A 2,520-nucleotide genomic window follows, 5' to 3' on the forward strand; every position below is an offset into this window, starting at 1 on the left:
TGTAAGCCCGTTCAGGCGGGCACGGCCTGAGAGTTTTGACAGAGAGCGGCGCGCGACCGCTAGGCCAGCAGGCCCCGGATGTCGTCGGCCGTCAGCGCCGCGCTGAACGCGGCATCGTCGTCGAGCACCGCGCTGAACACGCGCGCCTGCGTGTCGCACGCCGCATCCGCGGACCGGCCGCGGGACGCGGGGCAGCCCGGGGCGGCGGGGCAGCCCGGGGCGGCGGAGACGGATGCCGGGCTGCGCGCGCGCATCCAGACGCTGCTCTGGGACGCGGCCGGCCTGCAGCGGGACGGAGCGACCCTGGCCGCGGCCGCGGCGACACTCGCGGCCCTCCCCCGGCCACACACCGGCGCCGGGGCGAGCCGCCGCGCCGTCGAGGACGCCAACCTGCTTGACCTCGCCCGCCTGTTGGTGGCCGCGGCGAGCGCCCGCACCGAGTCGGTCGGCGCCCACTTCCGGCGCGACGCCGTACCCGCCGAGAACCACGACGAATCCGCCGACTCCTCGGCCACCCGAGAGGATGCCCTCGCATGCTGACCGCTGCCGCCATCACCGCCGTCGTCTCGGCCGCCCTGCTCGAGGACGCCCCCTGGGGCGACGTCACCTCCGAGCTGCTCATCCCCGCGGACGCCACCGCGACGGCCGAGCTGGTCGCCCGGGAGCCCGGCGTGTTCAGCGGGGCCGCCCTCGTGCGGGCCGCCTTCGCGCTCACCGACCCGGCGATCGCCGTCGAGGTGCTGGTGCCGGATGCCGCCGCCTTCGAGCGCGGCGCCGTGCTCGCCCGGGTTAGCGGCCCGGCCCGCAGCATCCTGCAGGCCGAGCGCGTCGCCCTCAACCTGGTGCAGCGGATGAGCGGCATCGCCACGCTCACCGCCAGCTACGTCGCCGAGACCGAGGGAACCAACGCGCGCATCGTCGACACCCGCAAGACCACGCCGGGGCTGCGCGCGCTGGAGCGCCAGGCCGTGCGCGACGGCGGCGGCCACAACCACCGCTTCAGCCTGAGCGACGCCGTCATGGCCAAGGACAACCACCTGGCCGTGCTCACCGCCGGCGGCCTCTCCGTCACCGACGCGCTGCTCGCCCTCCGCGCCCGCCTCTCGCACACCACCCACCTCGAGGTGGAGGTCGACCGGCTCGAGCAGATCGAGCCCGTGCTGGCCGCCGGCGTCGACACGATCATGCTCGACAACTTCAGCCCGGAGCAGCTGCGCGCAGGCGTCGCGCAGGTCGCCGGCCGGGCCATCGTCGAGGCCAGCGGCGGGGTCAACCTCGACACGGTGCGGGCGATCGCGGCATCCGGGGTCGACATCATCTCGGTCGGCGCCCTCACCCACAGCGTGCGCGCACTCGACCTGGGCCTGGACGTGGTGCTCCACCACGCCCTCGCCGACTGACAGGCCCTTCGATGAACCAGCCGAGCAGCGACCCGCGTTCCCTCTACGGCGACGCAATCTACCTCGACCACGCGGCGAGCGCCCCCGTGCGCCCCGAGGCGCTGCAGGCGATGTGGCCGTGGTTGAGCGGCGAGTTCGGCAACCCGTCCAGCCACCACCGGGCCGGCGAGGCCGCCGCCGCCGCGCTGGAGGCGGCCAGGTCCGGCGTTGCCGCCGTGCTCGGCTGCCGGGCCGGCGAGGTGCTGTTCACGTCCGGCGGCACTGAGTCGGCCAACCTCGCCGTCAAGGGGCTGGCGCTCGGCCGGCCGCTCGGCCGGCACATTGTCAGCACGCCCCTGGAGCACGAGGCGGTGCTCGAGTCGCTGGACTACCTGCGCCGCCTGCACGGGTTCACGATCGATTTCCTGCACCCGGATGCCGCAGGGCTCGTCGACCCCGCAGAGCTCGCCGCCCTGCTCCGCCCGGACAGCACGCTCGCCAGCGTGCACTATGCCAACAACGAGATCGGCACCGTGCAGCCCGTCGCCGAGCTCGCCGCCGTCGCGGCCGCCGCGCGGGTGCCGCTGCACAGCGACGCCGTGCAGGCCGCCGGCTGGCTGACGCTGGACGTGCGGGCGCTCGGCGTGGACGCGCTCGGCACCTCCGGCCACAAGGTCGGCGCTCCCAAGGGCGTCGGCGCGCTGTTCGTGCGCGGCCGGCTGCCGCTCGAACCGCTGCTGCACGGCGGCGGGCAGGAGCGGGGCCGACGCAGCGGCACCGAGAACGTCGCCGGGGCCGTCGCGCTGGCGACCGCGCTCCGCCTGGCGGAGGCCGAGCGCCTGGCCGGCGCCGCTGAGGCTTCCGCGGCCCTCCGCGACGCGTTCATCGGGGCGGTGCTGGCCGCTGTGCCCCAGGCCAGCCTCACCGGGCACCCCAGCCAGCGCCTGCCCGGCTCCGCCTCCTTCGTCTTCGCCGGGACTAGTGGAGAGGCGGTGCTGTTGGAGCTGGAGCGGCGCGGCATCATCTGCTCGAGCGGCTCGGCCTGCGCGGCCGGCTCCGACGAGGCCTCCCGAGCACGAGATGTGCGACGAGCTGCGGGTCTCCGCCGCGAAGCGGGCGCTGATCAGCGAGCCGAGCGAGT

General features: G+C 75.4%; 3 protein-coding genes. All 3 read left to right on the forward strand.

Annotated elements, in window-relative coordinates; all coding sequences use genetic code 11:
• Window positions 1–78: 78 nt before the first annotated feature.
• Complete coding sequence (locus GY24_RS17190) at window positions 79–540, forward strand: hypothetical protein (RefSeq protein ID WP_104477843.1); 462 nt, start codon at window positions 79–81, stop codon at window positions 538–540.
• Window positions 534–1,400, forward strand: coding sequence for a carboxylating nicotinate-nucleotide diphosphorylase (gene nadC / locus GY24_RS17195; protein WP_104477845.1), 867 nt, complete (start codon window positions 534–536; stop codon window positions 1,398–1,400). Before GY24_RS17190 ends, nadC begins: the two co-directional genes overlap by 7 nt.
• An 11-nt stretch (window positions 1,401–1,411) precedes the next feature.
• The coding region (locus GY24_RS17200) for a cysteine desulfurase family protein (RefSeq protein ID WP_104477847.1) at window positions 1,412–2,520 on the forward strand (1,109 nt) is incomplete at its 3' end.

It is taken from the genome of Microterricola pindariensis, assembly GCF_002936985.1.
GTDB lineage: Bacteria > Actinomycetota > Actinomycetes > Actinomycetales > Microbacteriaceae > Microterricola > Microterricola pindariensis.

Excerpts from the sequence above, each read along its gene's own strand:
- GY24_RS17190 (WP_104477843.1), top strand. The coding sequence starts at position 79 with ATGTCGTCGGCCGTCAGCGCCGCGCTGAACGCGGCATCGTCGTCGAGC.
- nadC (WP_104477845.1), top strand. The coding sequence starts at position 534 with ATGCTGACCGCTGCCGCCATCACCGCCGTCGTCTCGGCCGCCCTGCTC.